General features: G+C 70.2%; 22 protein-coding genes and 1 riboswitch. Of the genes, 15 read left to right on the top strand and 7 right to left on the bottom strand.

Features of this window, described 5'->3' with window-relative positions; genetic code table 11:
• The 4 genes from ABD785_RS36485 to ABD785_RS36470 form a co-directional block, all read right to left on the bottom strand.
• On the bottom strand, positions 1–747 hold the full coding sequence (locus tag ABD785_RS36485) for an ABC transporter ATP-binding protein (protein ID WP_344837980.1): 747 nt from the start codon (positions 745–747) through the stop codon (positions 1–3).
• Between the two features lie 137 nt (positions 748–884).
• Positions 885–1,127 (bottom strand): chaplin family protein, encoded by a 243-nt coding sequence (locus ABD785_RS36480; RefSeq protein WP_344837978.1) that lies wholly within the window; start codon positions 1,125–1,127, stop codon positions 885–887.
• 141 nt (positions 1,128–1,268) lie between these two features.
• Positions 1,269–1,931 (bottom strand): response regulator, encoded by a 663-nt coding sequence (locus tag ABD785_RS36475; protein WP_344837976.1) that lies wholly within the window; start codon positions 1,929–1,931, stop codon positions 1,269–1,271.
• Positions 1,928–3,124 (bottom strand): sensor histidine kinase, encoded by a 1,197-nt coding sequence (locus ABD785_RS36470; protein ID WP_344837975.1) that lies wholly within the window; start codon positions 3,122–3,124, stop codon positions 1,928–1,930. Before ABD785_RS36470 ends, ABD785_RS36475 begins: the two co-directional genes overlap by 4 nt.
• Positions 3,125–3,199: 75 nt before the next feature.
• On the opposite strand from ABD785_RS36470, the gene ABD785_RS36465 reads away from it, so the two are divergent.
• Entirely contained in the window at positions 3,200–4,159 is a 960-nt protein-coding gene (locus tag ABD785_RS36465; protein ID WP_344837972.1) for an SAM-dependent methyltransferase, read from the top strand.
• Positions 4,160–4,186: 27 nt separating this feature from the next.
• The gene (locus ABD785_RS36460) at positions 4,187–6,613 is read left to right on the top strand and encodes an ABC transporter permease (protein ID WP_344837969.1); all 2,427 of its coding nucleotides are present in this window, start codon (positions 4,187–4,189) and stop codon (positions 6,611–6,613) included.
• Between the two features lie 120 nt (positions 6,614–6,733).
• On the opposite strand, the gene ABD785_RS36455 is transcribed toward ABD785_RS36460, so the two are convergent.
• Positions 6,734–6,985: a hypothetical protein gene (locus tag ABD785_RS36455; protein WP_344837968.1), complete on the bottom strand. Its 252-nt coding sequence runs from the start codon at positions 6,983–6,985 to the stop codon at positions 6,734–6,736.
• Positions 6,986–7,249: 264 nt separating this feature from the next.
• On the opposite strand from ABD785_RS36455, the gene ABD785_RS36450 reads away from it, so the two are divergent.
• From ABD785_RS36450 to lysX, 7 genes are all read left to right on the top strand, one after another.
• Entirely contained in the window at positions 7,250–8,137 is an 888-nt protein-coding gene (locus ABD785_RS36450; protein WP_344837965.1) for a Rossmann-like and DUF2520 domain-containing protein, read from the top strand.
• 55 nt (positions 8,138–8,192) lie between these two features.
• Complete coding sequence (gene panC / locus ABD785_RS36445) at positions 8,193–9,032, top strand: pantoate--beta-alanine ligase (protein ID WP_344837964.1); 840 nt, start codon at positions 8,193–8,195, stop codon at positions 9,030–9,032.
• A gap of 1 nt (position 9,033) precedes the next feature.
• Complete coding sequence (gene panD / locus ABD785_RS36440) at positions 9,034–9,447, top strand: aspartate 1-decarboxylase (protein WP_344837961.1); 414 nt, start codon at positions 9,034–9,036, stop codon at positions 9,445–9,447.
• Between the two features lie 80 nt (positions 9,448–9,527).
• Positions 9,528–11,255, top strand: a complete 1,728-nt coding sequence (locus tag ABD785_RS36435; protein ID WP_344837958.1) for an L-aspartate oxidase — start codon at positions 9,528–9,530, stop codon at positions 11,253–11,255.
• Between the two features lie 61 nt (positions 11,256–11,316).
• Entirely contained in the window at positions 11,317–12,195 is an 879-nt protein-coding gene (nadC, locus tag ABD785_RS36430) for a carboxylating nicotinate-nucleotide diphosphorylase (protein WP_344837956.1), read from the top strand.
• The gene (locus tag ABD785_RS36425; protein WP_344837953.1) at positions 12,195–12,983 is read left to right on the top strand and encodes a type III pantothenate kinase; all 789 of its coding nucleotides are present in this window, start codon (positions 12,195–12,197) and stop codon (positions 12,981–12,983) included. Before nadC ends, ABD785_RS36425 begins: the two co-directional genes overlap by 1 nt.
• Positions 12,984–13,063: 80 nt before the next feature.
• Positions 13,064–14,572, top strand: a complete 1,509-nt coding sequence (gene lysX / locus ABD785_RS36420) for a bifunctional lysylphosphatidylglycerol synthetase/lysine--tRNA ligase LysX (RefSeq protein ID WP_344837950.1) — start codon at positions 13,064–13,066, stop codon at positions 14,570–14,572.
• A gap of 101 nt (positions 14,573–14,673) precedes the next feature.
• Here lysX and ABD785_RS36415 read toward each other — a convergent pair whose 3' ends face one another.
• Complete coding sequence (locus ABD785_RS36415) at positions 14,674–15,651, bottom strand: LacI family DNA-binding transcriptional regulator (RefSeq protein ID WP_344837947.1); 978 nt, start codon at positions 15,649–15,651, stop codon at positions 14,674–14,676.
• Positions 15,652–16,020: 369 nt separating this feature from the next.
• Here ABD785_RS36415 and ABD785_RS36410 point away from each other — a divergent pair, with 369 nt between their 5' ends.
• Positions 16,021–16,251: a LuxR C-terminal-related transcriptional regulator gene (locus tag ABD785_RS36410; RefSeq protein WP_344837945.1), complete on the top strand. Its 231-nt coding sequence runs from the start codon at positions 16,021–16,023 to the stop codon at positions 16,249–16,251.
• 101 nt (positions 16,252–16,352) lie between these two features.
• Here ABD785_RS36410 and ABD785_RS36405 read toward each other — a convergent pair whose 3' ends face one another.
• Entirely contained in the window at positions 16,353–17,282 is a 930-nt protein-coding gene (locus ABD785_RS36405; RefSeq protein ID WP_344837942.1) for a C40 family peptidase, read from the bottom strand.
• 2 nt (positions 17,283–17,284) lie between these two features.
• Positions 17,285–17,464: riboswitch (cyclic di-AMP (ydaO/yuaA leader) on the bottom strand.
• Positions 17,465–17,681: 217 nt separating this feature from the next.
• On the opposite strand from ABD785_RS36405, the gene ABD785_RS36400 reads away from it, so the two are divergent.
• From ABD785_RS36400 to ABD785_RS36380, 5 genes are all read left to right on the top strand, one after another.
• Positions 17,682–18,194: an amino-acid N-acetyltransferase gene (locus ABD785_RS36400; RefSeq protein WP_344837939.1), complete on the top strand. Its 513-nt coding sequence runs from the start codon at positions 17,682–17,684 to the stop codon at positions 18,192–18,194.
• A gap of 5 nt (positions 18,195–18,199) precedes the next feature.
• Positions 18,200–19,069: an RDD family protein gene (locus tag ABD785_RS36395; protein WP_344837937.1), complete on the top strand. Its 870-nt coding sequence runs from the start codon at positions 18,200–18,202 to the stop codon at positions 19,067–19,069.
• Positions 19,070–19,389: 320 nt separating this feature from the next.
• Positions 19,390–19,728 (top strand): histone-like nucleoid-structuring protein Lsr2, encoded by a 339-nt coding sequence (locus ABD785_RS36390; RefSeq protein WP_344837934.1) that lies wholly within the window; start codon positions 19,390–19,392, stop codon positions 19,726–19,728.
• A 332-nt stretch (positions 19,729–20,060) separates the two neighbouring features.
• A complete protein-coding gene (locus ABD785_RS36385; RefSeq protein WP_344837932.1) occupies positions 20,061–22,589 on the top strand; it encodes an ATP-dependent Clp protease ATP-binding subunit in 2,529 nt (842 codons plus the stop codon).
• Positions 22,590–22,743: 154 nt separating this feature from the next.
• Positions 22,744–23,595 (top strand): SAM-dependent methyltransferase, encoded by an 852-nt coding sequence (locus ABD785_RS36380; protein ID WP_344837929.1) that lies wholly within the window; start codon positions 22,744–22,746, stop codon positions 23,593–23,595.
• Positions 23,596–23,685: the final 90 nt, after the last annotated feature.

The raw sequence follows: 23,685 nt of genomic DNA, 5'->3' as shown, positions 1-23,685 counted from the left end.
TCAGCGGGCGTCGAGGCGCTTGAGGACGTCCAGGACGCTCTCGGGGGTCGGATCCCGGTGCTCGGCGACGAACCGGCCGTCGCGCAGGAAGATGACGCGGTCGGCGTAGGAGGCGGCCACCGGGTCATGGGTGACCATGACGATCGTCTGGCCGAGCTCGCGGACCGAGGTGCGCAGGAACGCCAGGACCTCGGCGCCGGAGCGGGAGTCGAGATTGCCGGTCGGCTCGTCGGCGAAGATGACGTCGGGCCTGCTGACCAGCGCCCGGGCGCACGCGACGCGCTGCTGCTGGCCGCCCGACAGCTGCGACGGCAGATGCCCGAGCCGGTCGGCCAGGCCGACGATGCCGACGACGTGGTCGAACCAGGAGCGGTCGGGGTCCCGGCCCGCGAGCCGGAGCGGCAGCAGGATGTTCTGCTCGGCGGTGAGGGTCGGCAGCAGGTTGAACGACTGGAAGACGAACCCGACCCGCTCGCGCCGGAGCAGCGTCAGGGCGCGGTCGCCGAGCGAGGTGATCTCGGAGTCGCCGAGCGTCACCGAGCCGGACGTGACGGTGTCGAGGCCCGCGAGGCAGTGCATCAGGGTCGATTTCCCCGAACCCGAGGGGCCCATGATCGCGGTGAAGGCGCCGCGGGCGAAGGCGACGTCCACCTCGCGCAGCGCGGGGACTTCCGCGTCCCCCGAGCCGTAGATCTTGGAGACGTTCCGCGCGACGACGGCGGACGGGGCGATCGTGGTGGCTGTCATGCCGACCACGGTAGGAAGCGGAGGCGGTGCCGCGCATCGGCCCCGAGAGCGCTCCCGGATCAGCCGCGCGGCGCACCCCGGGTCAGCCTTGAGGCGTAGGCCGGGACCCGGCGGGCCCCGGCCGGAGGAACGCTCCGCTACTTGCTGACGACCGAGGCGCCGCCCTGGCAGCCCGCGCCCGCGGTGCCGGCGACGGCCACGGCGTTGCCGCAGATGTCGATCGGGATCGAGACGGGGGCGATGATCTGGTTGCCGGACAGGACGGCGTTCTGGCCGCTCGTGACCGGGTTCGGGTGGGCGAGGGCGGGGCTCGAGGCGAGGACGGCACCGAGGACGGAGAAGGCCAGGGTGCCCGCGGCGGCGAACTTGGTGAACTGCATGGGGGGGATCCTCCTGAGACGTGGACAGGCCCGGGTCGGACACCCGGATACTCACGATCGGTAGTTATCCATCTACCGCCGGGTAAGGACGGCCGGGCCCGGAGTTCGCCTCCCAATGGTCACCACTTGGCAATCGGATCGTTACTCTCGGTGTTCGCCTTGTCCCGATCTGACGAGCCCGTTCTCATATGCGAACACGACGGCCTGGACCCGGTCGCGCAGGTTCAGCTTCATCAGGATCCGCCCGACGTGCGTCTTCACCGTCGCCTCCGAGACGACCAGCTCCGTCGCGATCTCCAGGTTCGACATCCCGCGCGCCACCAGCAGCAGCACCTCCATCTCACGCGGAGTGAGCTCGTCGGTGGCGGCGTTGGCCTCCGGCTCCGACGACGGCAGCGTGAAGGCGAACTGGTCGATCAGCCGCCGGGTCGTGGACGGCGCGACCACCGCGTCCCCCGAGTGGACCACCCGGATCGCCTCGATGAGCTGGGCCGGGCCCGCGTCCTTCAGCATGAAGCCGCTGGCCCCGGCCTTGAGCGCGGCGAACGCGTACTCGTCCAGGTCGAACGTGGTCAGGATGATGACCTTCGGCCCGCTGATCAGCCGGGTGGCCTCGATGCCGTCCATCCGGGGCATCCGGACGTCCATGAGCACCACGTCGGCGACGGTCTGCCGCAGGATCGCGACGGCGGCCTGCCCGTCGCCCGCCTCGCCGACGACCTCGATGTCGGGCTGGGCGTCCAGGACCATCCGGAATCCGGCCCTGACCAGCTCCTGGTCGTCGACCAGCAGCACTCGGATCATTTCGCCCCCCTGACCGGCAGCTCCGCGGCCACCTCGAAACCGTCTCCGGGCACGGGCCCGGCCGTCACGGTGCCGCCGTACATGGCGACCCGCTCCCTCATCCCGGCCAGGCCGTGGCCCATGCCGTCGTCGGCCGCCGCCGCGCCGCGCCCGTCGTCGGCGACCCGCACCCGGATCCGGTCGTCACCGTAGCCCAGGAAGATCGTCGCGGTGGCCGCGGGACCGGCGTGTTTCAGCGCGTTGGTGAGCGCCTCCTGGACGATCCGGTAGACCGTGAGCTGGAGGCCGGTCGCGAGCCCCTGCGGTGATCCCTCGACCGTCACCACGACGGGCAGCCCCGCCGCCCTGGTCTGCTCGATCAGATCGTTGATCTGGTCGACGCCCGGCTGCGGCGCGTAGGGGCCCTTGGCGTCGCCGTCGCGGAGCACGCCGAGCAGCAGCCGCATCTCCTTGAGCGCGGTCCTGCCGGTCTCGGAGATCGCCTCCAGGGCCTGGCGGGCGCGCGGCGGATCGGAGTCGACCATGAACGCGCCCCCGTCGGCCTGGACGACCATCACCGACACGTTGTGCGCCACGACGTCGTGCAGCTCCCGGGCGATCCTGGCCCGCTCGGCGGCCATCGCGATCTGCACCTGGTTGTCGCGTTCGCGCTCCAGCCTCCGTGCCCGCTCCTCCAGGCTCTGCAGATAGGCCCGCCGGGTCCCGCTGTAGATCCCCAGGGACCACACGACGCCCACCAGCAGGGCCAGCGCGATCATGTTGCTCCGCTCGGCCGCCCACCCGTTCCACTGACGGTCGAAGCCGTAGAACGCCAGCGCCGCCCCGAACGCGCACACCGCCGCCGCGGCCAGCCCCCACCTGAGGTTCGTCTCGGCCGCGACGGTGTACATCGCGATCAGCACCGACAGGTTCGCGAGCATGATGACGTTGTGGCCGAGCAGCAGCCCCGCCGACCACTGCGCGAAGCAGGCCAGCGCGATGACGGTGAACACGAGCAGCGGCCAGCGCCGCCGCCAGACGAGCGGCACGACCAGCACCACGCCCAGGCCGAGGAAGCCCAGGTCGACCGGTGTCGCGTAGCCGCCGGCCCGGGACAGGACGTCGGCGAGGCACAGGAAGCCGAAGGGCGTGAGCAGCAGCAGGTCGGCTATCTCCCGATGCTCCCTGAGCCAGGTCGCCAACGCCTTGATCATGCGTTCCAGGCTACGGACGAGGAGGTCAGAAACTCGTCGGCCTGAGGTCGGACCTTGGTGTGCGACTCTTGTCTGATGCTGAGCTGGCGGAAGGCGGCCGAACACGCCCTGTACGGGCCGGAGGGCTTCTACCGGCGCGAACGGCCGCGCGACCACTTCCGCACCTCGGTGCACGTCTCCCCGCTGTTCGCCGGGGCCTTCGCCCGGCTGCTCCTCGACGTGGACGCCCAGCTCGGGTCGCCGCCCGTCCTCGACCTGATCGACATGGGCGCCGGCTGCGGCTCGCTGCTGCGCGGGGTCCTGGCGGCCCTGCCCGGCGACGTGCGCGGGCGGGTGAACGCGGTGGCCGTCGAGGTCGCGGAGCGCCCCGCGGAGGACGGCCTCACCTGGGCGACCGGGCTCCCCGAGCGGATCACCGGACTGGTCATGGCCAACGAGTGGCTCGACAACGTGCCGGTCGACGTCGTCGAGGACGGCAGGCTCGTGCTCGTCGCCCCCGACGGGACCGAGGCTCCGGGGCCCGTCCCCGAGGCGGCGGATCTGGCCTGGCTGGCCCGCTGGTGGCCGTCGGGGGAGCGGGCGGAGATCGGCCGCCCCCGCGACCTGGCCTGGGCCGATCTGCTCGGCCGGCTCGACGCGGGCGTCGCCGTCGCCGCCGACTACGCCCACACCGTCGCCACCCGCCGCCCGACCCTGATGGGCTACCGCGACGGCGGCACGGTCCCGCCGGTCCCCGACGGCCGCTGCGACATCACCGCCCACGTGGCGCTCGACGCCTGCGCGGTGCCGGGGGAGGAGACCGTCCTGACCACCCAGCGGGACGCGCTGCGCCTGCTCGGCGTCGCCGCCGGACGTCCGCCCCGGGAACTCGCCACGACCGACCCGCGTTCCTACCTACGGGCGCTGTCCCGGACGGGCGAAGCCGCCGAGCTGACCGATCCGCGGGGCCTCGGGGCATTCGGATGGCTGATGCAGAGCAAGGGCGGCGTCAGCCTCAAGTCGTACGGCGATGCCGTCTCCGGGGCGATGGAATGAGCGCCCGCCCTCTCTAACTTGAGCTGCATGCTCTCGACCACTCTCGCCGGGCTGAAGGCGCACAGGCTGCGGCTCCTGCTCACCTCGCTGGCCATCATGCTGGGCGTCGGATTCATCGTCGGCACCTTCGTGCTCACCGACACGATGCAGTCGGGCTACGACCGGAAGTTCGCCGCCTCCGCCGGGCGGCTCGACCTCGTCGTCCGGGGGGACCTCGATGCCGGGGACCTGGCGCGGATCCGTGCCGTTCCGGGCGTCGAGGAGGCGGCGGGGACCGTCCGGGGGTCGCTGACCCTCCTCGACCGCGACGGCGGCACCTACGGCGACGGGCCGCGGCCGGTGGCCGTCTCGATGGAGCCGGGCGCGCTGGCCAGGTTCGAGCTGGACTCCGGCCGCCTGCCGGGGGCGAAGGAGGCCGCCCTCGACCGGCATGTCGCCGGGAACACCGGTTACCGGCTCGGCGACACCCTCACGGTCGTGTCCGAGGACGGCGCCCGGGTGCCGTTGAAGATCGTCGGAATCGTCGACTTCGGCCTCGACACCGAGATCGGGTTCAGCGGCGGCATCGGCCTCGACGCCGCGACGGCCACCGCGCTGACCGGCGTGAAGAGCTTCACCGAGATCGACCTCGTCGGCACCGCGGGCAAGGGCGCGGTGGCCGCCGCCGCGGGCGCCGGCTCGGACGTGCTGACCGGCGAGGAGCTCTCCCAGGAGCTGTCGGACCGGAACGGCGCCGACATCCGGATCATCAGGACCGGACTGCTGATGTTCGGCCTGGTCGCCCTGCTCGTCGCCGGAATGGTCATCTACAACACGTTCGCGATCATCATCACCCAGCGGATGCGGGAGTTCGCGCTGCTGCGCTGCGTCGGCGCGACCCGTGAGCAGATCTTCCAGAGCGTCCTGATCGAGTCGGTCGCGGTCGGCGTGATCGGATCGGTCACGGGGATCGGGATCGGCGTCGGGCTCGGGGTGGGCGCGCTGCGGGCGATCAACGCCTTCGGCGCCGACCTGCCGGTCGGGTCGGTGAGCCTCGCCCCGCTGACCGTCCTGGTCGCGCTGTTCGTCGGGATCGTGGTGACGGTGCTGTCGGCGCTCGTCCCGGCCCGCACGGCGACCCGCATCCCGCCGATCCGGGCGCTCGGCGACCAGCACGAGCCCGGCACCGCGCGGTTCCGCCTCGGCGCCCTGCGCTGGACGGCCGTCGCGGTCCTGCTGCTCACCGGCGCCGTCGTCACCGCGTTCGGCCGGCTGTCGAAGCCGGGCGAGGCCGCGTTGATGATCGTCGCCGCGGGCGGCGCCCTGGTGTTCCTCGCCGTGATCGCGATGATGCCCGCGCTGGTCCGCCCGCTGGCCGGCCTGTCCGGAGCGCTGCCCGCCCGCTTCGGCGGGGTCCCCGGACGCCTCGCCGTCGACAACGCTCGCCGCACCCCGCGCCGCACCGCCACCAGCGCCGTCGCGCTGTCGGTCGGCATCGGGCTGATGAGCATGTTCGTGGTCGTCGCCGCCAGCGGGAAGGCCACCAGCACCTCGGCCGTCGACAAGGCGATCCCGGTCGACTTCGTGCTCTATCCCCGCGGCGAGGGCTCCATCCCGCACGCCGCCGCCGAGGAGCTCCGCGCCCAGCCCGAGATCGCCGAGGTCTCGGAGCTGCGGACCGCCCCGGTGAAGCTCGGCGGCGACGAGTGGGCGATCGGCACGGTCACCCCGCAGGACGGCCTGGGAGCCCCCGACGTCATCGCCGATCTCGCCCCCGGCACCGTCTTCGTCGACGCCGAGACCGCCGGGGAACTGCGCCTGACGGCCGGGGGAAAGCTGAAGACCGGCTCGGGGACCTTCACCGTCGCGAAGATCAGCGACATCGACACGGGCGACCTGCCGCCGATCCTCATGGGCGGGGCGGGCTTCGACCGGGCGTTCCCGAAGGCGGGCGCGAGCACGGTCTACGTCAACGGCAGGGACGGCGCCGACGCCAAGGCGGCCGTCAGGCGCGTGCTCCGCAACCACGACGGCGTCACGATGAACTCCACCGCCGACCTGCGCACCCAGATGGAGGAGTCCTACGACACGATGCTGCTGACCTTCGCGAGCCTGCTCGGCCTGGCCGTCCTGATCGCTCTGTTCGGCATCGTCAACACGCTGACCCTGTCGGTGATCGAGCGGACCAGGGAGTCGGCGCTGCTGCGGGCCCTGGGCCTCACCAGGAACCAGCTCCGCCGGATGCTGCTGACCGAGGCGCTGGTCATGGCCGTGATCGGGGCGCTGGTGGGCGTCACGCTCGGGGTGTTCTACGGCTGGGTCGCGCTGTCGGCGCTGTCGGAGGCGATGGTGTTCGCGCTCCCGGTGGCCCAGCTCCTCGGGCTGCTGGCGCTGGCGGCCGCCGCCGGAGCGCTCGCCGGGGTGCTGCCCGCGCGAAGGGCGGCGCGGGCCTCGATCGTCGGGGCCATCGCCTGACGGGCGCCGGGGGGAGGGCGGGTCCGGGAGAACTTCACTCCCGGACCCCGGGGACCCCTGGGTAGCGATGAGGTGGTGCTCGTTAGGCGCCTCCCTTCCGGTGGCCGGACGGATGGGCGATCAGTCCTCGTTGACGTTTCCGCCGCCCGAGTTGGTCTGGTTGCCCTCGCACGTGGTGCTGGACTGGCCGGCGACCGCCACGGTGTTGCAGCTCACGGTGATGCCGTAACCGCCGATGACCTCGAAGGTGATGGTGTTGTGGCTCGCGTACCCGTAGTTGTGGCCGTTGTCGGCGAAGGCCGGGGCGGCGAGGAGCGCGGAACACGCGATGGCGAGGGCGACGGTGGTACCCCTGAGGGCGGTCCTGATCATTCGGTGGTGCTCCATCCTGCTAGAGGTGGTCTTCACTTTCCGTGACTGTTCCGTCACGGATAACCATCGCCCGTGAGAAGCTCGCCTGGCAACGGTCCCGGCGCAACTGTGGCTCGGCCGCCCGCAAGGCTCAGACCAGGCGTTCCATCGCTCTCACTCCATGGTTACCAACGGTCAACCGAGGTGTCAGGAAGGCCCCTTTTTGAGCATGGGTACTCTTGCTGCTTGCACCGTCCGGTACCCCTTCTCGAGGACTGGAACGAAATGAACTCGCCAACTGAACGCCCCGGCCGCCTGCGCGTCGGCATCGTGGGCGCCGGGCGCGTCGGAGCCGTGCTCGGCGCCGCCCTCGCCAGGGCCGGCCACCGCGTGGTCGCCGCCTCGGCCGTCTCCTCGCGGGACCGGGCCGCCGAACTCCTGCCCGGGGTGCCGTTCCTGGCGCCGCAGGAGGTCGTCGAGGCGGCGGAGCTCGTGCTGCTGACCGTCCCCGACGACGCGCTCGCCGATCTCGCGGCCGGGCTCGTCGCGGCCGACGTGAACGTCAGGGGACGGCTGTTCGCCCATGCCTGCGGCCGGTACGGGATCGCGGTCCTGGAGCCGCTGACCAGGGCCGGCGGCCTTCCGCTCGCCCTCCATCCGGTGATGACCTTCGCGGGCCGTCCCGACGATCTCGACCGGCTGGCGGGGATCTCCTTCGGGGTCACCGCGCCGGGCCCGCTCCGGCCCGTCGGCGAGGCCCTGGTCGTCGAGATGGGCGCCGATCCCGTGTGGATCGAGGAGGAGCACAGGACGCTCTACCACGCGGCCCTCGCCATCGGCGCCAACCACCTGGTCACCCTGGTCGTGGAGGCCTCCGGGCTGCTCACGAGGGCCGGGGTCGAGGAGCCGTCGCGGCTGCTCGGCCCGCTGCTCGGCGCCGCCCTCGACAACGCGCTCCGGCTCGGCGCGCACGGCCTGACCGGGCCCGTCGCCCGAGGCGACGCCGGGACGGTCGCCGACCATGTGGCGGCCGTCGGGGCGGCGTCCCCGGAGGCCCTCGCCGCCTACCTGGCGATGGCCCGCAGGACCGCCGACCTGGCGCTCGACGCCGGCCTGCTCAAGCCGGAGTCGGCCGAACGGCTGCTCGGCGCCCTCCACCAGCCCAGGGAATAGCCCGCCGGGCCTCCCGGCGTTCCTTCGTCGTGCCCCGCAACCTAACGAGGTCGTCATGATCGTTCACACTCCCGCCGAGCTGGCCGCCGCCCGCGGCGCGCTGTCCGGCACGGTCGCTCTCGTCCCGACGATGGGCGCGCTCCACGAGGGGCACCGGTCGCTGATCCGGGCCGCCCGCGAGATCGCCGACCACGTCGTGGTCTCGGTCTTCGTCAACCCGCTCCAGTTCGGCGAGAAGGCCGACCTCGACCGCTATCCGCGCACCCTCGAGGCCGACGCCGCGATCTGCGCCGAGGAGGGCGTCGCGCTGGTCTTCGCCCCCTCCGCCGCCGACATGTACCCCCGCGAGCCCGTCGTGACGGTCAGCGCCGGCGAGATGGGCACCGTCGTCGAGGGCGCCTCCAGGCCCGGCCACTTCGACGGGGTCCTGACGGTCGTCACCAAGCTCTTCGGCCTGGTCCGTCCCGACAGCGCCCTGTTCGGCCAGAAGGACGCCCAGCAGCTCGCCGTCATCAGGCGGCTGTCGGAGGACCTGAACCTGGGCGTCCGGATCGTCGCGTGCCCGACCGTCCGGGAGGCCGACGGGCTGGCCCTGTCCAGCCGGAACCGGTTCCTGTCCCCGGACGAGAGGGTCACCGCGGTGGCCCTGTCACGCGCGCTGTTCGCCGGCCGCGACGCCGTGGAGCTGGGCCCCGCCGGGGTCCTGGCCGCCGCCGGGGCCGTCCTGGACGCCGCGGCCAAGGCCGAGCCGCCGCTGGACCGGGACTACCTGGTCCTCGCCGACTCGGTCACCTTCTCGCCCGTCACCGCGGGCCACAGCGGCCCCGCCGTCCTCGCCGTCGCCGCCCGCGTCGGTGAGACCCGCCTGATCGACAACCTCCCGCTGGAGTTCTGACATGTTCCGCACCATGTTCAAGTCCAAGATCCACCGCGCCACGGTCACCCAGGCCGACCTGCACTATGTGGGATCGGTCACCATCGACGCCGACCTCCTGGACGCCGCCGACCTCCTGCCGGGCGAGCAGGTCCAGATCGTCGACATCACCAACGGCGCCCGCCTCGAGACCTATGTGATCGAGGGCCCGCGCGGCACCGGCGTGATCGGCATCAACGGCGCCGCCGCCCATCTGGTCCACCCCGGTGACCTGGTCATCATCATCAGCTACGCGGCCATGTCCGACGCCGACGCCCGCGCCTTCGAGCCCTCGGTCGTCCACGTCGACGCCGGGAACAGGATCGTCCTGCTCGGCAGCGATCCCGCCGAGCCCGTCCCCGGCACCGGCACCCGCCGCCCCGATCTCGTCCACTGAGACGGCACCCCCCGCCCGTACGGGGAATTTGACGGAGGGGTTTAATGTCATATTGACGAGAACCCCCCGAGGAGGGCGACATGATCGACACGCTTGTCGCGAACGCGCCTGGCTGGACGGTCGAGACCGACGTCGTGGTGATCGGATCCGGCATCGCCGGTCTGGTCACCGCGTTGAAGGCCGCGGAGCACGGACGAGTCCTGCTGGTCACCAAGGCCCTGCTCGACGCCGGATCCACCCGGTGGGCGCAGGGCGGGATCGCCGCGGCCCTCGCCCCCGAGGACACCCCTGAGGAACATCTCGAGGACACCCTCGTCGCCGGGGTCGGGCTCTGCGACGTCGAGGCCGTGCGGACGCTCGTCACCGAGGGGCCGGCGGCCGTCCGGCGGCTGATCGAGCTCGGCACCCACTTCGACCTCGCCGAGGACGGGACCGTCTCGCTGACCCGCGAGGGCGGCCACCACCGGCGCCGGATCGCGCACGCCGGCGGCGACGCCACCGGCGCGGAGATCAGCCGGGCGCTGCTGGCCGCGCTCAAGCACTCCGAGGGCATCGAGGTCATCGAGCACGCCCTCGTCCTCGACCTGATCATGGACAGGGGCCGGGCGGCGGGCGTCACGCTGCACGTCATGGGGGAGGGACAGCGCGACGGTGTCGGCGCCGTCCGGGCCAAGGCCGTGGTCCTGGCGACCGGCGGGCTCGGCCAGGTCTTCTCCGCCACCACCAACCCGACCGTGTCGACCGGCGACGGCGTCGCCCTGGCGATGCGGGCCGGCGCCGAGGTCACCGACCTCGAGTTCGTCCAGTTCCACCCGACCGTGATGTTCCTCGGCCCGGACGCCACCGGCCAGCAGCCCCTGATCTCCGAGGCCGTCCGCGGCGAGGGCGCCCACCTCGTCGACGCCTCGGGCACACGCTTCATGGTCGGCCGCCACGAGCTCGCCGAGCTGGCCCCCCGCGACGTCGTCGCCAAGGGGATCATGAACCGGATGCTGGAGACCGGCGAGTCCCACATGCTCCTGGACGCCCGCCACCTGGGCCGCCGCTTCTGGGAGGACCGCTTTCCCACCATCCTGGCGAGTTGCCGCAGCCACGGCATCGACCCGCTCACCGAGCCGATCCCGGTCGTCCCGGCCGCCCACTACGCCAGCGGCGGCATCCGCACCGACCGGCACGGCCACACGACCCTCCCCGGCCTGTACGCCTGCGGCGAGGTCGCCTGCACCGGGGTGCACGGTGCCAACCGCCTCGCCTCGAACTCCCTGCTGGAGGGCCTGGTCTTCGCCGAGCGGATCGCCCTGGCCCTGCGCGACGAGCTGGAGGCGGCGGCCGTCGCCCAGCAGGACGCCCCGGCCCGCGCCCTGCTCTCCGCCGGAGCGGTGACGATCAGGCGCGGCGGCGCGGCGCTCAGCGGCGACCTCCTGGTCGCGGCCGGACGCCGTGAGGGCACCGCGGGCCTGCTGGACCCGTCGGTCCACGGCGAGATCCAGCGGATCATGAGCGCTCACTGCGGGGTCCTGCGCAGCGCCGAGGGCCTGGCCACGGCCCGCCGCGAGCTCGCCGCCCTCGCCGGGCGCACCGCGGCCGGGCCCTGCGTCGAGGCGTGGGAGGCCACCAACCTGCACCTGGTCGCCAGCGCGATCGTCGCGGCGGCCGGACGGCGCGAGGAGACCCGCGGCAGCCACTGGCGCGAGGACTTCCCCGAGGCCGACGACCGCTGGCTCGGGCACCTCGTGACCCGGGTCCAGGGCGCGGTCCTCGCCACCCGGTTCGAGCCTTCGCGTTCCTACCGGACGACGGCCGCCTGAGCCCTATCGTGAAGATCAGCTCACTTGGTGAAGATCAGCTCACTGTGACGAGGAGGAACGGATGACACCGGGGCTTGAGGCGCGGCTGCGCGCGGAGGGGCTCGACCCGGTCGAGGTCGAGCGGATCGTCCGGGTCGCGCTGGCCGAGGACGGCGAGACCGACGTGACCAGCGAGCCGATCTTCGACGCGGCCCAGGTCTCGACGGCCGACTTCGCCGCGCGGGCCGACGGCGTCGTCTCCGGCCTGCTCGTGGCCGAGGCCGTCTTCGAGATCCTCGGCATCGACGCCGTCCTGGAGCCGCGGCTGAAGGACGGCGACCGGATCACCGCGGGCGACGTCCTCCTGACCGTCACCGCGCCGACCGTCGGCCTGCTGCGGGCGGAGCGGATCGCCCTGAACTTCCTGACCCACCTGTCGGGCGTCGCCTCCCGGACGGCCGCGTGGGAGGCGGAGCTGGCCGGAACCGGGGCCCGGGTCCGCGACTCGCGCAAGACCCTGCCGGGCCTGCGGCAGCTCCAGAAGTGGGCCGTGCGCTGCGGCGGCGGCGTCAACCACCGGATGTCGCTCCAGGACGCCGCGCTGATCAAGGACAACCACGTCGCCGCGGCCGGGGGAGTGACCGCCGCCTACGCCGCGGTCAGGGCCCGCTATCCCGACCTTCACATTCAGGTCGAGGTCGACACACTGGAACAGCTCGAAGAGGCCCTGGCGGCCGGTGCGACCGATGTTCTGCTCGACAACATGGCGCCCGAGACGATGGCGGAGGCCGTCAAGCTGAACGAAGGGCGCGCCACCCTGGAAGCGAGCGGAAGCCTCGCTTTGGGGAGGGCTCGAGATGTGGCCGTGACCGGTGTGGACTACCTTGCGGTAGGAGGGCTGACGCATTCCGCACCCGCTCTCGACATCGGCCTTGACTTCCGTCCAGCAGCGGGGACCTGATGCTTCTCACCATTGACGTGGGTAACACCCACACCGTCTTCGGCCTGTTCGAAGGCGATGAGGTCATCGAGCATTGGCGGATCAACACCGATCCGCGGCGGACCGCCGACGAGATCGCGGTGGTCCTCCAGGGACTCGTCCAGCAGAGCCCTTTGCTGGTCGAAACCGACATCAGTGGTATTGCACTGTGTTCAACGGTTCCGTCGGTTCTGCATGAAATGCGGGAGATGTTCCGCCGCTATTACGGCGACGTCCCGGCCATCATCGTGGAACCGGGCGTGAAGACCGGGGTTCCGGTCCGCATGGACAACCCCAAGGAGGTGGGCTCGGACCGGATCGTGAACTCGCTGGCCGCCATTCACCTCTTCGGCGGGCCCGCCATCGTGGTCGACTTCGGAACGGCCACGACCTTCGACTGCATTTCGGCCAAGGGCGAGTACATCGGCGGCGCCATCGCGCCCGGCATCGAGATCTCCATCGACGCCCTGAGCATCCGCGGCGCCCAGCTCCACAAGATCGAACTGGTCCGCCCGCGCAACGTCATCGCGAAGAACACCGTCGAGGCGCTCCAGTCCGGGATCATCTTCGGCTTCGCCGGCCAGGTCGACGGGCTCGTCAGCCGGATGGCCGAGGAACTCGCCGACAACCCCGACGACGTCAAGGTCGTCGCGACCGGCGGCCTCGCCCCCCTGGTCCTGGAGGAGGCGCAGACCATCGACGCCTTCGAGCCCTGGCTGACCCTCACCGGCCTCCGGCTGATCTACGAACGCAACGTCGGCGGTTCCTAGGGCGCGGGCCGTCAGGGCCCCCGGGGCGTCTCCGGCATTTCGGTTCGCGCGGGATTTGCGGTGTCGATAGCCTTGACACCGTGAGTGACGAGCCCAGTGGCCCTGACAGCTACGAAGACGCCCCGGAGCAGATGCGCGTCCGCCTCGAGAAGGTGGCGCGGCTGCGGGAGAGCGGCGTCGACCCGTATCCGGTGACCTACCCGCGCACGCACGCCATCGCCGAGGTCAGGGCCAAATACCCCGACCTGGAGGCGGACACCGCGACGGGGGACAAGGTCGGGATCACGGGCCGCGTCATGCTCTCGCGGGTCGGCGGCAAGCTCTGCTTCGCCACCCTCAAGGACGGCACCGCCGAGATGCAGGTCATGGTCTCCCTCGCCGGTGTCGGCGAGGACGCCCTGGCGGCCTGGAAGCGCGACGTCGACCTCGGCGACCACGTGGGCGTCACCGGCGAGGTGATCTCCTCCAAGCGCGGCGAGCTGTCGATCATGGCCGAGAGCTGGGCGATCACGTCCAAGTGCCTGCGTCCGCTGCCGGAGAAGCACGCGGGGCTCACCGACCCCGAGGCGCGCGTCCGGTACCGCTACCTCGACCTCATCGTCAACGACGAGTCGCGGAAGATGGCCCACCTGCGCAGCGACACCGTCCGCGCGATCAGGGACTTCTGGCACTCCGAGGGCTACCTCGAGGTCGAGACGCCCATGCTCCAGCCGATCCACGGCGGCGCGGCGGCCCGGCCGTTCAAGACCCACATCAACGCCTACGACATGGAGATGTACCTCCGGATCGCGATCGAGCTGTACCTGAAGCGGCTCGTCGTCGGCGGGATCGAGAAGGTCTTCGAGATCAACCGGAACTTCCGCAACGAGGGCGCGGACTCCACCCACAACCCCGAGTTCACGATGCTCGAGGCCTACGGCACCTACCTCGACTACAACGACATGGCCGACCTCACCCAGCGGTCGATCCAGCAGGCCGTCGTCGCCGCGACCGGATCGACCGTCCTGGTCCACGAGGGCACCGAGTACGACCTCGGCATGGCCGAGTGGCCGCGCAGGACCGTCTACGGGCTGGTCAGCGACGCCCTCGGCGAGGAGATCACTCCGCACACGCCGATCGAGCACGTCCGCAAGCTCGCCGACGCCCGCGAGATCCACTGGGACGCCAAGTGGGGTCAGGGCAAGCTGGTCCAGGAGCTCTTCGAGGAGCTCGTGGAGCACACGCTGATGCAGCCCACGTTCGTCATGGACTACCCGGTGGAGACCTCCCCGCTGACCCGCCAGCACCGCGCCGAGCCGCTCCTGGCCGAGAAGTGGGACCTCATCGGCTTCGGCGCGGAGCTCGGCACCGCCTACTCCGAGCTGGTCGACCCGATCGAGCAGCGCCGCCGCCTCACCGAGCAGTCCCTGCTGGCCGCGGGCGGAGACCCCGAGGCCATGCAGCTCGACGAGGACTTCCTGCGCGCCCTGGAGTACGGCATGCCGCCCACCGGCGGCATGGGCATGGGCATCGACCGGCTGATCATGGCCTTCACGGGCAAGGGGATCCGCGAGACGATCCTGTTCCCGCTGGTGAAGCCGGGCCAGTGACGCACCGAAGCCCGGCCGCCCGCCTGTGCGGGGGGCCGGGCTTCGCGCCTGTACGGGCGGGCTTGGACGGACGGGCCTGGACGGGACGGACGGGGACGGGGCTACTCCGAGCTGTCCCTCACGACGAGCTCGGGGGCGAGCACGATGTGCTGGTTGTCGGCGTCGGCGAGGACGAGCTCGGTGGCTTTTCGGCCCAGTTCCCGGCGCGGCTGGTGGATTGTGGTCAGGGGGACGACCGCGGTCGCGGCCAGGTCGATGTCGTCGTATCCGATCACGGCACAATCCTGAGGAATCTTCACACCGTTCCGGGTCAGCTCGTTGACCAGCCCGATCGCCATCAAATCGTTCGCGCAGAAAATGCCGTTGGGGAGCGTTCCAAACTCCAGTAGCCGCCTGGCTGCGCTCTGTCCCGCCGCGGCCGAGGATTCGGTCATCGAAATCGTCAATGCGGGCGGGTAGCCGGCCCGCGCCAGGGCGCGCAGCGCGCCGCCCCTGCGCTGCCGCAGCGGCGGCGGCTCGGGCTCGGCCGTGACGAAGGCGATGTCGGTGCGGCCGATCGCGACGAGATGCCGGACGGCCAGCGAGCCGCCCATGACGTGGTCCACGCTGACGGAGCTGGAACCGGCCCCGGGAACCCGCCGGTCGATCAGCACCACCTGCATGCCGCGCGTGCGCAGCCGGGCGATCCTGGACGCGTCCAGGGCCACCGGGGTGATGATGATGCCCGAGACGCCCTGCTCCTCGAGGAAGTCGAGGCAGCGGCGCTCCTTCTCGGGTGATCCGTCGCTGGTGCACCAGAGCGCGTCGTAACCGGCTGTGTTCAAAGCGGCCTCGGCGCCGCGTGCCATGTCGGTGAAGTAGGGGTTGGAAATGTCCTCGACGACGACCCCGAGGGTGTGGGCCACACCCTTCCGGAGCGCCCGTGCGGCCTCGTTGCGGACGAAACCGAGTTCGTCGATCGCGGCCTGCACCCGGACTCTGGTCGCATCGGCCACAAGATCTGGCCGGTTTAGGACATTCGAAACGGTCCCAACTGAGACGCCTGCACGGCGTGCGACTTCACGAATACTCGCTCGCATCAGCCCACTCCCCCCCGGGTCGGGTTGTGTATACGCAGGTCAGCGGCGTGCCATTTGTCAGGGTCCCGGAAAGTGATCGCTTGCGGTGCCGATGTGATCACTTCTCGTGGCCTCTGAGACCTTGACGGTCCGGATCCGGCCGCCTAGCGTTCCGGACCGTAGGGATGTTTGAAACGATTCACGAAACGGGGAAGGGAAGGCTGCCACCGTGTCCCGACTCCGTCTAGTGCATCGTCACTCAGCGTTCCCCACGAAGGGCCCCCAAACGACCCATCGGCCGAGACTGGCCACCGACTGACAAAAGAACGCCACGCGGCCAACCCCTGGCCGCGGCCCCTGCGGTCACCATCTAGGACGAGGGAGGATGGAGTGGAACAGGCCACACTCGCACGCCGGGCCTTCGACGAGCCCCGGCTGAGTGAGGACGAACTCAGACTGCTGGCGCAGATCGCCAGTGGTGTGACCGCCGACGTGGCGGCCAGGAAGCTCGAACTCAGCGCCCGCACCCTGCGCCGCCGGCTTCGCGCGATCTGCGACCGCCTCGACGTCAACACCCCCATCGAGGCCGTCGTCTGGGCGGCCCGCAGACAGCTCATCTAGAGAAGACCGCAGCGGACCCTGACCGCTGGCGTCCGGCCGGATCATCGGCCGGGCACCAGCGGTCAGGCTTTGTTCGGAACGCCGTCCTGTCCGGAACGCCGTCAGGCGATGCGGACGCCGCCGGCGAAGGGACGGTTGCCCATCGGCGCGATCTTCACGACGTCGCCGGTCTGCGGTGCGTGCAGCATCATGCCGTTGCCGACGTACATGCCGACGTGGTGCAGGTCGCTGTAGAAGAAGACCAGGTCACCGGGCTGGAGCTGGTCGCGGTTGACGTGCGTCCCCGCGTTCCACTGGCTGCCCGTGAAGTGCGGCAGGTTGATGCCGACCTGGGCGTAGGCCCACATCGTGAGGCCCGAGCAGTCGAAGGAGTTGGGGCCGTCGGCCCCCCACACGTAGGGCTTGCCGAGCTGCTTCATCGCGAAGCGCAGGGCCTCGGCGGCCTTGCCCGATCCCTCGACGAGAGGGATGTTCTTGATCTTCTCGGGATCCTTCTTGACGATCTTGTCGCGGATCTTCGAGTACTCGTCGTCGAGCGTCTTCTTCTTGGCCTTGAGGTCACCGGTGAGCTTGACGACCTCGCGGGCGCGCTCGTCGGCCGCCTTCTTGGTCCGCTGGGCGGACTGCATGGCGTTGACGAGGGCGAGGACCTTGGTCCCGTCCTGCGCGGCGAAGTAGCTGAGCGTCGCGGTCTGGTCCAGGAACGTCTGCGGGTCCCGCGCGGTGGCGAAGGCGACGGTCTGGTCGGCCCCGCCCATCATGTAGGTGCTGGCGGCGAGACCGCTGACGCGCTCGGAGACGGCGTCGAGGTTCTTCTGCTGCCTGTCGGCGTTCTCCTGGGCGACCTTCGCGGCGCGCTTGGCCTGCTTGAGCTTGACGGTCAGGCCGTTCAGCTGCTCGTTGATCTGCTCGAGGTCGTCGGCGATCTTCTCGATCTGCTTCATCGGATCGGGATCGGCATGAGCCGCCCCCGGGAACGCGACGGCGACTGCGAGTGCGGCGCACAGCAGGCGACTGCGGACGTGCTTCACGGAATTCCTCTCCTCGGCCGCCTACCGGGTTAGCTGTCGGGTTCGGGCCGGAGAAGCCCTACCGGTGCCCGGTCGAGAGGACTGAGGGTCCTCCGGGTCCACGCGGACTCACCCCATCATCTGGTGGGTCCCCGGTTCCCGCGGCGCTGGCTGCGCCCGCAGGGATTCGGCGGATCGGCGGGTGCCGGGTCTCAGGCGAGGCCAGGATTCAACTGCCGACTAGCGCGAGAGACTAACGAAGTCCGTCGACGATGCCAACCAGAACGCGCGAATCCGCAGGTCAAGCACGCTGGGTGATCGTTCGGTATCGTAAACGCGACCTTCTCGTGATCGGTGGTGACCCCGGGGCTATTGGGACTCATCGCAAAGGGCCTCTGGACGCACTAGTCTCAACCCACTATGGAGTTGACGATCCGGCGGGCCAGGACGGCCGATGTCCGCGCGATACGGCGCCTCGTCGACACCTACGGGGGTCCGGGGCGGCGCCTGTTGCAGAAGTCGACGGTGCAGCTCTATGAGGACATGCAGGAGTTCTGGGTGGCCGACGCGCCCGAGTTCGGCGGCGTCGTCGGTTGCGGTGCGCTTCATGTCATGTGGGAGGACCTCGCCGAGGTGCGCACGGTGGCCCTCGCCCCGGAATGCCGCGGCATGGGTATCGGTCACCAGATCGTGGACCAACTTCTGAAGGCCGCCAGGGAACTGGGTGTTCGGCGCGTTTTCTGCCTTACCTTCGAGGTGGAGTTCTTCGCACGGCACGGCTTCCGCGAGATCCAGGGCGCACCAGTGGCCCCGGTCGTCTACGAGGAGTTGCTGCGTTCCTATGACGACGGCGTCGCGGAGTTCCTGGATCTGGACCGGGTGAAGCCGAACACGCTCGGCAACACGCGCATGTTGCTGCGCTTGGAGGAATGACTTAGATGAGCCAACCCCCCAACCCGTACGGCCCCGGACAGGGCGGCGGTTACGGGCCCCCTTCAGGAAATCCGCATCAGGGCGGCCGTCCCGGTTATGGCCCCGGTGGCCAGGGGCCCGCACAGGGCGGCCGTCCGGGTTACGGGCCCCCGCAGCCGGCCCAGGGCGGACGTCCGCCCCAGCGGCAGGGACAGGGCGGCCCCGGCCCCGCGCAGGGGCAGGGCGGGTACGGTCCCGCCCAGGGCGGCTACGGCGCGGGACAGGGCGCTCAGGGCGGCTACGGCCCCGGCCAGGCCCCGCCGCCGCGGCCTCCGGCCCGGCCCGCCGGACCCCACCCCGCCGAGGATCTGGCGCTGGCCGCGCCCTGGCAGCGGGCCAAGGCCAGGATGATCGACGCGGGCCTGACCTGGGTCGCGGGCTTCGCGGTGCTGTTCCCGATCGTGCTCGGCGCGATCGGCGCCCCCTCCAAGGAGGACTCCGGAAGCGGCTGGTCGACTCCGGTCCTCTGGACGACCTTCTTCGTGATGGCCGTCATTCCGTTTCTCTACGAGGCGATCCAGCTCGCGGTGTGGGGCAGGACGCTCGGAAAGCGATGGATCGGACTTCGCGTCGTCCTGGCCGATCCGGCGGGCGAGCCCCTTCCGATCACGACGGCCGTGTGGCGTTCGGCGATCAACAATCTGGGTTACCAGCTCGGCATTTTCTTCTTCCTCCTGCTCGGTGTGAAGGTGTGGACTCCGTTCCTCGTGCTGGACTTCGTCGTAGTGGCGGGGATCCTCGCGGCGTACCTGTGGGCCATCTGGGACCGGCCGTTGTTCCAGGCCATCCATGACCGATACGCGGGCACCGTTGTGGTCGACGACCTCGCCGAATAGAGATCTGCATCACAGCAGCGGCCCCTCGAGTTCTCGGGGGGCCGTTCGTGTGTCCGGACTGTCCATGATCGCGCAATTCCCAAGCATATGGACCCTTTGGATTCGAGGTCCAATACAAGATCCACTTCTCTCGATCCCGGAATCGAGACTTTCACAGGGCCGATTACCGAGCGTTACGGGTGCCCGTGAGAAAACTTCTGCGCGTCTCGAATTGTCAACCACTGACAGTGGGTATATGTTTGTCAACCGAATGACGTTTGCTCGGGGCCCGCTCTTGCGGCAGGCTACCGGCTCCTGACGATTGCGAAAGGCCTGGCCCCATGGCACGGGAAACTATTGTGCGTCTGGTCGACGATCTCGACGGCGGTGCGGCGGACGAGACCGTGTCGTTCGCCCTTGATGGCGCGGCCTATGAGATCGACCTGTCCGACGCGAACGCCAAGAAGCTGCGCGATTCTCTCGCGCAGTTCGTCGAGCACTCGCGTAAGGCCGGTTCGGTGAAGCGAGCGGGCCGCGGTGTCGGCCGTCCGGCGCGTGGCACCTCCTCCCGCGAGCGCAGCGCGGACATCCGCGCCTGGGCCAAGGGACAGGGCATCAAGGTCAACGAGCGTGGACGCATTCCCGCCTCGGTGGTCGAGCAGTACGAGGCCGCGCACTAACGAGTGACGACACGTCCGAACGGCCCGCTCTCCGGTGAACTCCGGGGGGCGGGCCGTTCGCTTGTGGCGTATCCCGATCTGCCATCTGCGGCGGGTTTCCGGTCGTCCTATGGGTAAGTGGCACAGCGGAGAGGTTCACAGCGCTCCTCGAGGGTCGTTCGCCTGTGGCGTATCGGGAACATGACGCTCGTAAGCGGTAGTTGGATGAGGATGAACAGCCCTAGCCCTGGGAAGGTCTACAGAGGGAGGCCTCTGCGGGGCGGGCTAGCATGCGGAAGGAAGGCGTCCGGACATTCCGGGCCCTAACCGACCGCTCTGTGAGGAGCGACGAGATGTTCGAAAGGTTCACCGACCGTGCGCGGCGGGTTGTCGTCCTGGCTCAGGAAGAAGCCAGGATGCTCAACCACAACTACATCGGCACCGAGCACATCCTTCTGGGTCTGATTCACGAGGGTGAGGGTGTCGCCGCCAAGGCCCTTGAGAGCCTGGGGATCAGTCTCGAAGCGGTGCGCCAGCAGGTCGAAGAGATCATTGGCCAGGGCCAGCAGGCGCCGTCGGGACACATTCCCTTCACGCCGCGCGCCAAGAAGGTCCTCGAGCTGTCCCTGCGCGAGGCGCTGCAGCTCGGACACAACTACATCGGCACGGAGCACATCCTGCTGGGGCTCATCCGCGAGGGCGAGGGCGTCGCCGCGCAGGTCCTGGTGAAGCTGGGCGCTGATCTCAACCGCGTCCGCCAGCAGGTCATCCAGTTGCTCCACGGCTACCAGGGCGGGAAGGAGTCGGCCGCGACCGGCACCTCCACCGAGTCCGCTCCCTCGACCTCCCTCGTCCTCGACCAGTTCGGCCGGAACCTCACCCAGGCCGCACGCGAGGGCAAGCTCGACCCGGTCATCGGCCGGGACAAGGAGATCGAGCGGGTCATGCAGGTGCTGTCCCGCCGCACCAAGAACAACCCGGTGCTCGTCGGCGAGCCCGGCGTCGGCAAGACCGCCGTCGTCGAGGGGCTGTCCCAGAAGATCGTCAAGGGCGAGGTCCCGGAGACGCTCAAGGACAAGCAGCTCTACACGCTCGACCTGGGCGCCCTCGTCGCGGGCTCCCGCTACCGCGGTGACTTCGAAGAGCGCCTCAAGAAGGTCCTCAAGGAGATCCGCACCCGCGGCGACATCATCCTGTTCATCGACGAGCTGCACACCCTCGTCGGAGCGGGCGCCGCCGAAGGCGCCATCGACGCGGCCTCGATCCTCAAGCCCATGCTGGCGCGGGGCGAGCTGCAGACCATCGGCGCCACCACGCTCGACGAGTACCGCAAGCACCTGGAGAAGGACGCGGCCCTCGAGCGCCGCTTCCAGCCCATCCAGGTCGCGGAGCCGTCGCTCTCGCACACGATCGAGATCCTCAAGGGCCTGCGCGACCGGTACGAGGCCCACCACCGCGTGTCCATCACGGACGGCGCCCTGGTGGCCGCGGCCCAGCTCGCCGACCGCTACATCTCCGACCGCTTCCTCCCCGACAAGGCCATCGACCTCATCGACGAGGCCGGTTCCCGGATGCGCATCCGCCGGATGACCGCTCCGCCGGACCTGCGCGAGTACGACGAGAAGATCGCCGATGTCCGCCGCGAGAAGGAAAGCGCCATCGACGCGCAGGACTTCGAGAAGGCGGCCGCCCTCCGCGACAAGGAGAAGCAGCTCCTCGCGGCCAAGGCGCAGCGGGAGAAGGAGTGGAAGGCCGGCGACATGGACGTCGTCGCCGAGGTGACCGAGGAGCTGATCGCCGAGGTTCTGGCGACCGCCACCGGCATCCCGGTCTTCAAGCTCACCGAGGAGGAGTCGCAGCGGCTGCTCCGCATGGAGGACGAACTGCACCGCCGGGTCATCGGCCAGGAGGACGCCATCCGCGCGCTCTCCCAGTCGATCCGCCGCACGCGCGCCGGCCTGAAGGACCCCAAGCGTCCCGGTGGCTCGTTCATCTTCGCCGGCCCCTCGGGCGTCGGTAAGACCGAGCTCTCCAAGACCGTCGCGGAGTTCCTGTTCGGCGACGAGGACGCGCTGATCGCCCTCGACATGTCCGAGTACATGGAGAAGCACACCGTCAGCCGGCTGTTCGGCTCGCCTCCCGGCTACGTCGGGTACGAGGAGGGCGGCCAGCTCACGGAGAAGGTGCGGCGCAAGCCGTTCTCGGTGGTCCTGTTCGACGAGATCGAGAAGGCCCACCCGGACATCTTCAACTCGCTGCTCCAGATCCTGGAGGACGGTCGCCTGACCGACGCCCAGGGCCGGGTCGTCGACTTCAAGAACACCGTCATCATCATGACGACCAACCTCGGCACCCGGGACATCTCCAAGGGCCTGTCCATCGGCTTCGGCCGCGCGGACGACGCCAAGGGCGACTACGAGCGCATGAAGGCCAAGGTCGGCGAGGAGCTCAAGCAGCACTTCCGCCCCGAGTTCCTGAACCGCGTCGACGACATCGTGGTCTTCCACCAGCTCACCCCGAAGGAGATCATCCAGATCGTCGACCTGATGATCGCCCGCCTGGACGAGCGCCTGCGCGACCGCGACATGCGCATCGAGCTCTCCCAGACGGCCAAGGACCTCCTCGCCGAGCGCGGTTACGACCCCGTCCTGGGTGCGCGGCCGCTGCGCCGCACCATCCAGCGCGAGATCGAGGACATGCTGTCGGAGAAGATCCTCTACGGCCACATCAAGGCCGGTGAGACCATCCTCGTCGACGTCGAGGGCACCGGCGAGACCGCCAAGTTCACCTTCAAGGGCGTGCAGCGCACGACCCTGCCGGTGGAGCACGAGGTCGTCGCCGTCGGCGCCACCGAGTCCCCGCTGAACCTCAACAAGGACTGATCCAGGTCCCTGTCGCCCGGGCCCGCGTCTCTTCGGAGGCGCGGGCCCGCGTGTTTCCCGGCACAGACGCGCGAGGACCGGTGATCGTTTACACGATGCGCTGGCTAAGATCCGAAGCGTCGGATTCGTCGTGGTTTCTGGATGAGGGGTCGTCGTGGCCGAGAACGGGCCCAAGGGCGTGGACGTCAGCAAGCCGAGCGTGGCGCGGATCTACGACTACGCCCTCGGCGGCAAGGACAACTACGCCGTCGACCGGATGGTGAGCGACCGGGTCGAGAAGTCGATGCCGGAGTCGAGCGGCGTGGCCGTCCTGAACCGGGCGATGCTGCGGCGGGCCGTGCGGTACCTGGCGGGCGAGGCGGGGATCCGGCAGTTCCTCGACCTCGGGTCGGGGCTGCCCGCCCGGGACAACACCCACCAGGTCGCCGAGCGGTCGGGTGGGGAGCCGCACGTCGTGTACGTCGACAACGACCCGATCGTGCTGACGCACGGGAGGGCCCTGCTCGCCGAGAACGACCGCACCGCGGTCGTCACCGCCGATCTCCGTGACGTCGGCGGGGTGCTGGGCCATCCGGAGGTGAACCGGCTGATCGACTTCGGGCGGCCGGTGGCGATCCTGATGAGCGGGATCCTGCACCACTTCTCCGATCAGGAGGATCCGGCGGGGATCGTCAAGGCCTACCTCGACGCCGTCCCGCCGGGCAGCTACCTGCTCGTCACGCACTTCCACCGCGGCACCCCCGAGGCGGCCGAGCTGGAGCGCAAGTTCGTCGAGGCCATCGGCAGCGGCTGGTTCCGCACCGCCGAGCAGATCCTCCCGTTCTTCTGCGGTCTCGACCTGGTCGCGCCGGGACTCGTCCCGGTCACCCGCTGGCGGCCCGACCCGGCCTTCGACCGCGAGCTGTTCGCCGACCTGCCCACCCGCATCTCCGACGCGGGCCAGCCCGAGGAGGCCCTCACCCCGATCGAGCGCCTGATCTCCGGCGGCGTCGCCCGGAAGGACTAGGGGCTGTTTCAAAGTCAACTGCCCTACTGCGCGGCGCCCAGGCACGCACCTCGCGAGGTTGTCGTCGGTCGCCGACCCAACCAGGTCGAC

This window comes from Actinocorallia longicatena, assembly GCF_039534125.1.
GTDB classification, from domain to species: Bacteria; Actinomycetota; Actinomycetes; order Streptosporangiales; family Streptosporangiaceae; genus Actinocorallia; species Actinocorallia longicatena.
The sequence above is the reverse complement of the archived record's forward strand: the minus strand, read 5'-3'. Positions and strand labels throughout refer to the sequence as shown.

Bases quoted from the DNA above. Each gene is read 5' to 3' on its own strand.
- ABD785_RS36485 (WP_344837980.1), bottom strand. From the start codon at position 747: ATGACAGCCACCACGATCGCCCCGTCCGCCGTCGTCGCGCGGAACGTC.
- ABD785_RS36480 (WP_344837978.1), bottom strand. From the start codon at position 1,127: ATGCAGTTCACCAAGTTCGCCGCCGCGGGCACCCTGGCCTTCTCCGTC.
- ABD785_RS36475 (WP_344837976.1), bottom strand. From the start codon at position 1,931: ATGATCCGAGTGCTGCTGGTCGACGACCAGGAGCTGGTCAGGGCCGGA.
- ABD785_RS36470 (WP_344837975.1), bottom strand. From the start codon at position 3,124: ATGATCAAGGCGTTGGCGACCTGGCTCAGGGAGCATCGGGAGATAGCC.
- ABD785_RS36465 (WP_344837972.1), top strand. From the start codon at position 3,200: ATGCTGAGCTGGCGGAAGGCGGCCGAACACGCCCTGTACGGGCCGGAG.
- ABD785_RS36460 (WP_344837969.1), top strand. From the start codon at position 4,187: ATGCTCTCGACCACTCTCGCCGGGCTGAAGGCGCACAGGCTGCGGCTC.
- ABD785_RS36455 (WP_344837968.1), bottom strand. From the start codon at position 6,985: ATGATCAGGACCGCCCTCAGGGGTACCACCGTCGCCCTCGCCATCGCG.
- ABD785_RS36450 (WP_344837965.1), top strand. From the start codon at position 7,250: ATGAACTCGCCAACTGAACGCCCCGGCCGCCTGCGCGTCGGCATCGTG.
- panC (WP_344837964.1), top strand. From the start codon at position 8,193: ATGATCGTTCACACTCCCGCCGAGCTGGCCGCCGCCCGCGGCGCGCTG.
- panD (WP_344837961.1), top strand. From the start codon at position 9,034: ATGTTCCGCACCATGTTCAAGTCCAAGATCCACCGCGCCACGGTCACC.
- ABD785_RS36435 (WP_344837958.1), top strand. From the start codon at position 9,528: ATGATCGACACGCTTGTCGCGAACGCGCCTGGCTGGACGGTCGAGACC.
- nadC (WP_344837956.1), top strand. From the start codon at position 11,317: ATGACACCGGGGCTTGAGGCGCGGCTGCGCGCGGAGGGGCTCGACCCG.
- ABD785_RS36425 (WP_344837953.1), top strand. From the start codon at position 12,195: ATGCTTCTCACCATTGACGTGGGTAACACCCACACCGTCTTCGGCCTG.
- ABD785_RS36415 (WP_344837947.1), bottom strand. From the start codon at position 15,651: ATGCGAGCGAGTATTCGTGAAGTCGCACGCCGTGCAGGCGTCTCAGTT.
- ABD785_RS36400 (WP_344837939.1), top strand. From the start codon at position 17,682: ATGGAGTTGACGATCCGGCGGGCCAGGACGGCCGATGTCCGCGCGATA.
- ABD785_RS36395 (WP_344837937.1), top strand. From the start codon at position 18,200: ATGAGCCAACCCCCCAACCCGTACGGCCCCGGACAGGGCGGCGGTTAC.
- ABD785_RS36390 (WP_344837934.1), top strand. From the start codon at position 19,390: ATGGCACGGGAAACTATTGTGCGTCTGGTCGACGATCTCGACGGCGGT.
- ABD785_RS36385 (WP_344837932.1), top strand. From the start codon at position 20,061: ATGTTCGAAAGGTTCACCGACCGTGCGCGGCGGGTTGTCGTCCTGGCT.